Below are 5,207 nucleotides of genomic sequence, written 5' to 3' on the forward strand. Positions count from 1 at the left end.
AAACGTTTGTGTAGTGGCGAAAAGGCGGGAGTTTACTAGAATTGTGTAAGTTCAAGAGAAACCTATCTGATTTTGTGGGAAATTGGGTTATTTCCTGCGAAAAATATTAACTGTTCTCGACAATTTTCTTTCCTGCTTGAGGGGGAAGATTAATTAATATCAGCACTTGCAGCTGTTTTAACCAAACGTTTGATTAGTATATCCTATACGGAATTTAGTCGAATGGATGTCGATTAGTGGTAATAGTGGTTCAAATGCTATTTATCGACATTTGTTTTTTCATTTTTCAACAGTTTATTTATGTAAATGGAAGGATTAACTCTTAATTATCGAGTGTTGGGGCACTTTTAATCAAACGATTGGTTAAAAGGGAAATCTGAGGAAAATGGGCGAAGTTTGTCATCTAACCGATTGTAGTGGAGTGAAAGTTTGTATAGCTCAAGTAACACCTGGGTCAGATAAGAAAGTATGGTGGATTTGCAAAAAAGGACATGAATGGGAAGCGCATATCTACAGTCGAAACAGTGGGAGAGGGTGTAGGGAGTGTTATAAAAATAGAAGAAGCCCACCTATTGATAAGATAATTTTGCATAAATCCTGGTGCCTGTCACGCCTCGGATTTTGTCGAAGATGGATAGGCTTTTGATTGATATAAAATGGTAGAATGAAGTTGCAGCTGAATATTGTTGGGGTGGTTGGTTGTTCCGCTTTTTTCCGTTTCGGAAAGGTGGTGATAATCATGGATACATTTCTTGAATTTCTTAGAGAAGTTTTGAGGGGAGTTGTGCGTGAATTGAGCGCTTATTTCTTTCGGAAAAACGTTCTAGAAAACAAGAAAACCGCCCTACGCCGTCGCAAGCAAAAGGGTGGTTCTCATAAAAATAACACATAGACAACCACCACCCTGACGGTAGAAGTTGCAGGGAGAAGTGTTGACGCACTTCTCCTTTTTATTATATATCCATTATACATAAAAATATTCTTGTAGTGTAGGGATAAATCCCGTGTCACGCCCTGAGCCACGCTCGTGAAATCTTCGTTTTTTTGTAGAAGATATGCCTGCTTACTCTTATAATATGTTTAGTTTAATGCTAATTGTGACTTTAATTCGCTTTGAATCCTCTTTTTCTCTTCGTTTGAAACCAATCCATAATAGATTTTATTAATCATCGTACCGGTTTCTTTAATCTCCATTTGCTGGATGTTTGTTCCGACTGATTTATAATTCTTTTGAATATCTACCAATTGATCAAAGGTAAGATTTGTTTTTATATTTTTACCGATAGCTGTGAAAATATCTGAGAAATTAGTGATACTTGATAAGCTTGCTCCTTCTTTGATGACCCCTTTAATAATTTGACGTTGTCGTGTTTGACGACCAAAGTCACCTCGAGGATCTTCATGCCTCATTCGAGAGTAGGCTAAAGCTTTTGTACCATTTAGATTTAACTCACCTTTTGCAAAGTGGAAACCTTCTTCGGTAAAGTCTAAATCATTCTGTACAGTAACTCCTCCCACCGCATCTACGATATCCTGAAAACCTTCCATGTTTACTTGCATGTAATAATCGATCGGGATATCGAGGAAGTTCTCAACGGTATCCATTGCCATCGGAACTCCGCCAAAGGCATAGGCGTGGTTTATCTTATCCTCTTTCCCTTTCCCTACTATTTCCGTACGTGTATCACGTGGGATACTGAGCATTTTTACCGAATTATTAGAGGGGTTTACAGTGAGGACAATCATCGTGTCAGATCGGCCCCGGTCACCTTTCCGCTCATCAACTCCTAACATTAGCACGGAAAAGGGATCCTTTTCTTTAAAAGCAACTGGTACAATACGTTTTACTGATTGTTTCCGCTCAATTGGCTGATGCATGGTTGCAACCGCATTTTTAAAAGAATGATAGACAGTGAAAGCATAGGCTCCACCGGCAACTAACAGGATTAATAAAATACTTCCGGTAATCTTTAACCACTTTCTACCTTTTTTCTTCGGTTTCATTCAACATATCCTCCAATTGATATACATTTTTCAGAAATTATTAATACGATCAAAAAATAGCAGGGGCGCGTTATAGAAACTCGTTGTTAATAAATAGCCAGCTTCTCGTAAGGATTCTCACCAAGGACCTGGGGGGATTTCACTATCACATGGAGGTGTATTATTTCTAGATGAAATTGCCGAGTTCACAAAAATAGACGATTGATATAAAGGAATTGATAAAAGAGTACCCCAAAGGCACCCGTCGTGGGGCTTCTTATTGTGGAGGAAAAGATTAATGTTGAATGATCAAATGTTGTCAAAACTACAGGAAATACCATTTGCAGATTGATGTATTCGTATGGAAAGTGCAAATTTCTCCCATTAAGGCTTATTTGGCAAATTTGACTCTACGAAGTTGAGTTATTAAGAAAATAACTAATTTCTTCAATGGTTATTCCTATTTCTCGAGCTTTCTTAATAAGTTCCATCCATTCTTCATCTAGTTCATTTTCATTGGTGATAGTTATCATTATTCATCCTCCTGAAAGTATGTAATATGTTAGACAACTATACATTTATTGTCTAAAACTAAAGATATGTAGTGTTAAAATCCAATCTTTAAGAGAGAGTTCCTTTATCAAAATTATAGTTTTAAAGCACTATATACATAGTACTATGAATGTTTGGTCATTCGCATAAAATTTTACCCAAAAATTACGACAGAAAGTTAAAAATTTTGTCAAATTTAATTCTTTCATGTCATGTGTTTTAACTATCCTACTAATAGTTCTTATTCTTTTTTATTGTTCTTTTTATTTCGTATTGTAAATGATCCTTCCAAGTCGGCCACTAAGCACAAAAATTAATAGTATTATATTTGATTTTTTTTCCAAATTTAATCCTCGTGCCTGTCACGCCCCGGAATTTGTCAAAGATTGATAGGATATTAGATGGATTTAAAGTGATAGAATATAGTTGCAGCTGAATATTGTTGGGGTGGTTGGTTGTTCCACTTCTTTCCGTTTCGGGAAGGAGGTGAAAATCATGGAAACATTTCTTGAATTTCTACGAGAAGTTCTGAAGGGATTGATACGTGAAATAACCGCGTATTTCTTTCGGAAAAACGTCCTAGAAAACGAGAAAACCACCCTGCGCCGTACGAAGCAAAAAGGGTGGTTCAAAAGAATAAAATAACATAAACAACCATCACCCTGACGGTACAGTTGCATGGAGAAGTGTTAGTAGCACTTCTCTTTTTTATTATATATCCATTATACAAAAAAATATTCCTGCTGAGAAGGGCAGTTATCCATCAAGTGGGTTAGTCCAGTTTACGCAAGCTCAATATTAATGTATCATGAGTGATGTTGTCCAAATTATTCCAAAGGGGTTGTTAAATGATGTCAATTGGTTTGAACCCGTATTTGTTCTTTGACGGTAACACCAGAGAAGTGGTCCATTTTTACGAGAAAGCGCTTGGCGGAAAAGTGATGGGTATCACGACGTTCGGAGATATGCCTGCTGACCCTAATTATCCATTGTCGGATGACATGAAGAATCGCGTTATGCATGCACACTTGAAAGTCGGCGACGCGGATCTCATGTTCTCAGATACGTATGCCGGCATGCCTTATCAGCCAGGCGAGACGGTTCAGATTGCCATCCATCCAAAAGAAGAGGCAAGAGCGAGAGAAATCTTCGCCGCTTTGGAAGATGGCGGACAAGTCATTGTACCCCTTCATAAGACGGATTGGACCCCCTTGTATGGGATGGTAAAGGACAAGTTCGGGGTTAACTTCCATGTAAATGTCTCAGGGGAGCAGCAGCAGTAATAACAAACAGATTTTCGCTTCACTAACAAATCCTCCTGTTCGCGAATGGACAGGAGGATTTGTTTATTGCAATCTACTAATTTTTTTTGTAGGAATTTATATAGATATGTTTAGCTGAACCGTTTCATATTCATAAGAACGGTTTATATTTATTCTGTGAATGAATAATTAATCTCCTTTTGGTATATCAATAAAATTATGCTTAATACAAAGGAGAGAAACATAATGGAAAAAGAAAGTAGTTTGAATGGAGTACAAGGTGAACAACAAAAAGTAATTGCAGCTCAAAATCAAGCCAATCAATTTAATAAAGTTGATACAGAATTTTCATTAGATGAAAATGTACAAAAAGGTTTAGCCAAAAGTCAACAATACCAAGCAGAAAATCAACAGCCCACATACGAGCCTAATAAACCATTTTAAATTTTTCTAAAGAAAGAACTTCGTAGATGTTAGGGAGACCGTCTCATCAATAGAGGCGGTTTTGTTTTTATATTGCGAAAAAATAACAAGACAATAAAAATAGAAATTTTTTCTCTTAACTTTATTCAGTTGAGACCAGGGGGAGAGACCAAGGGCGCTTATCATTTAGATCACGCACTTGAAATTATTCAAGAGAAAGAAAACATCATTCAGAAAAAAACTTGTTAGCTGAAGCGGCCAATCGTGATTATCCATTCTATACAATTTTGTCGATAGCCGTCGAATTGTTAGTCTTCTGAAATTATTTAAAGAGTGATAATATTAAATTAGATAATTATTCCATCTGGAAAAGGCAAGCCTATTGAAAAGTAGGGACGCAAAGTTACAGGTCTAAGGTGAAACGATGATGCTTGGGCTGCCGGTTTTATTCATTCAAAAAGGAGTGGTTCTAATTGAAATTTAAATCGATCCTGTGCTTCTTTCGCAGACGACATAAGTACAGTTATTACTCTAGTAAATGCATCAGATGTGGTAAACAAAGTAATAATATTTATTAATATGGAACCCAGGGGTTCTTTTTTTTAGCTCTTTTCTAGTGTTATCCGTTTTTGTCGGGGAGGCAAAAAAATGCCTGTTGCAAAATGAAAATGAAAGTGTTAATATAAAAAAGTTGCTTTTAACGGTGGTCAACTAGTTAAAAGTGATTTCAAAAAAAGATAAATTATTATATTGACATTATGATAGAAATTCGATATGATAACAAATGTCGCTTCTGACAAACAAGATTGTTCTTTGAAAACTAAACAAACAAAATCGTGCAAACAAACAATATTAATCGTGTTTCTTCTATTAATATAGTAAGAACACGAGCCAACGTAACAAATGAGCTAATCAACTTTCTTGGAGAGTTTGATCCTGGCTCAGGACGAACGCTGGCGGCGTGCCTAATACATGCAAGTCGAGCGA

Annotated in this window: 7 protein-coding genes, 1 rRNA gene, 1 pseudogene and 1 riboswitch; of the genes and pseudogenes, 7 read left to right on the forward strand and 2 right to left on the reverse strand. The window is 36.5% G+C overall.

What is annotated here, in order from left to right; translation table 11 throughout:
* Window positions 1–385: 385 nt before the first annotated feature.
* Window positions 386–646, forward strand: a complete 261-nt coding sequence (locus tag BR30_RS36015) for a zinc-ribbon domain-containing protein (RefSeq protein WP_081825481.1) — start codon at window positions 386–388, stop codon at window positions 644–646.
* A 93-nt stretch (window positions 647–739) separates the two neighbouring features.
* Window positions 740–892 carry a hypothetical protein gene (locus BR30_RS37360; protein WP_197032348.1) on the forward strand — a complete coding sequence of 51 codons (153 nt, stop codon included), beginning with the start codon at window positions 740–742 and terminating at the stop codon, window positions 890–892.
* Between the two features lie 188 nt (window positions 893–1,080).
* On the opposite strand, the gene tagU is transcribed toward BR30_RS37360, so the two are convergent.
* A complete protein-coding gene (tagU, locus tag BR30_RS0116045; RefSeq protein WP_026565866.1) occupies window positions 1,081–2,004 on the reverse strand; it encodes a polyisoprenyl-teichoic acid--peptidoglycan teichoic acid transferase TagU in 924 nt (307 codons plus the stop codon).
* 127 nt (window positions 2,005–2,131) lie between these two features.
* Here tagU and BR30_RS38885 point away from each other — a divergent pair.
* Window positions 2,132–2,209: pseudogene (locus BR30_RS38885) on the forward strand (ATP-binding protein); the annotation flags it as partial.
* 184 nt (window positions 2,210–2,393) lie between these two features.
* Here BR30_RS38885 and BR30_RS36025 read toward each other — a convergent pair.
* Window positions 2,394–2,516: an anti-repressor SinI family protein gene (locus BR30_RS36025; protein ID WP_081825482.1), complete on the reverse strand. Its 123-nt coding sequence runs from the start codon at window positions 2,514–2,516 to the stop codon at window positions 2,394–2,396.
* A 514-nt stretch (window positions 2,517–3,030) separates the two neighbouring features.
* Here BR30_RS36025 and BR30_RS37365 point away from each other — a divergent pair.
* The 4 genes from BR30_RS37365 to BR30_RS0116075 all read left to right on the forward strand — a co-directional run.
* On the forward strand, window positions 3,031–3,180 hold the full coding sequence (locus BR30_RS37365; protein ID WP_197032349.1) for a hypothetical protein: 150 nt from the start codon (window positions 3,031–3,033) through the stop codon (window positions 3,178–3,180).
* 206 nt (window positions 3,181–3,386) lie between these two features.
* On the forward strand, window positions 3,387–3,818 hold the full coding sequence (locus BR30_RS0116060; RefSeq protein WP_026565867.1) for a VOC family protein: 432 nt from the start codon (window positions 3,387–3,389) through the stop codon (window positions 3,816–3,818).
* Window positions 3,819–4,043: 225 nt separating this feature from the next.
* Entirely contained in the window at window positions 4,044–4,241 is a 198-nt protein-coding gene (locus tag BR30_RS0116065) for a hypothetical protein (RefSeq protein WP_026565868.1), read from the forward strand.
* A gap of 341 nt (window positions 4,242–4,582) precedes the next feature.
* Window positions 4,583–4,664, forward strand: a riboswitch (cyclic di-GMP riboswitch).
* Between the two features lie 474 nt (window positions 4,665–5,138).
* Window positions 5,139–5,207 (forward strand): 16S ribosomal RNA (locus BR30_RS0116075); the annotation flags it as partial.

It is taken from the genome of Bacillus sp. UNC41MFS5 (assembly GCF_000686805.1).

Coding starts and splice junctions, on each gene's coding strand:
- BR30_RS36025 (WP_081825482.1), bottom strand. CDS start 2,516: ATGATAACTATCACCAATGAAAATGAACTAGATGAAGAATGGATGGAA.
- BR30_RS0116065 (WP_026565868.1), top strand. CDS start 4,044: ATGGAAAAAGAAAGTAGTTTGAATGGAGTACAAGGTGAACAACAAAAA.
- BR30_RS0116060 (WP_026565867.1), top strand. CDS start 3,387: ATGTCAATTGGTTTGAACCCGTATTTGTTCTTTGACGGTAACACCAGA.
- tagU (WP_026565866.1), bottom strand. CDS start 2,004: ATGAAACCGAAGAAAAAAGGTAGAAAGTGGTTAAAGATTACCGGAAGT.
- BR30_RS36015 (WP_081825481.1), top strand. CDS start 386: ATGGGCGAAGTTTGTCATCTAACCGATTGTAGTGGAGTGAAAGTTTGT.
- BR30_RS37360 (WP_197032348.1), top strand. CDS start 740: ATGGATACATTTCTTGAATTTCTTAGAGAAGTTTTGAGGGGAGTTGTG.
- BR30_RS37365 (WP_197032349.1), top strand. CDS start 3,031: ATGGAAACATTTCTTGAATTTCTACGAGAAGTTCTGAAGGGATTGATA.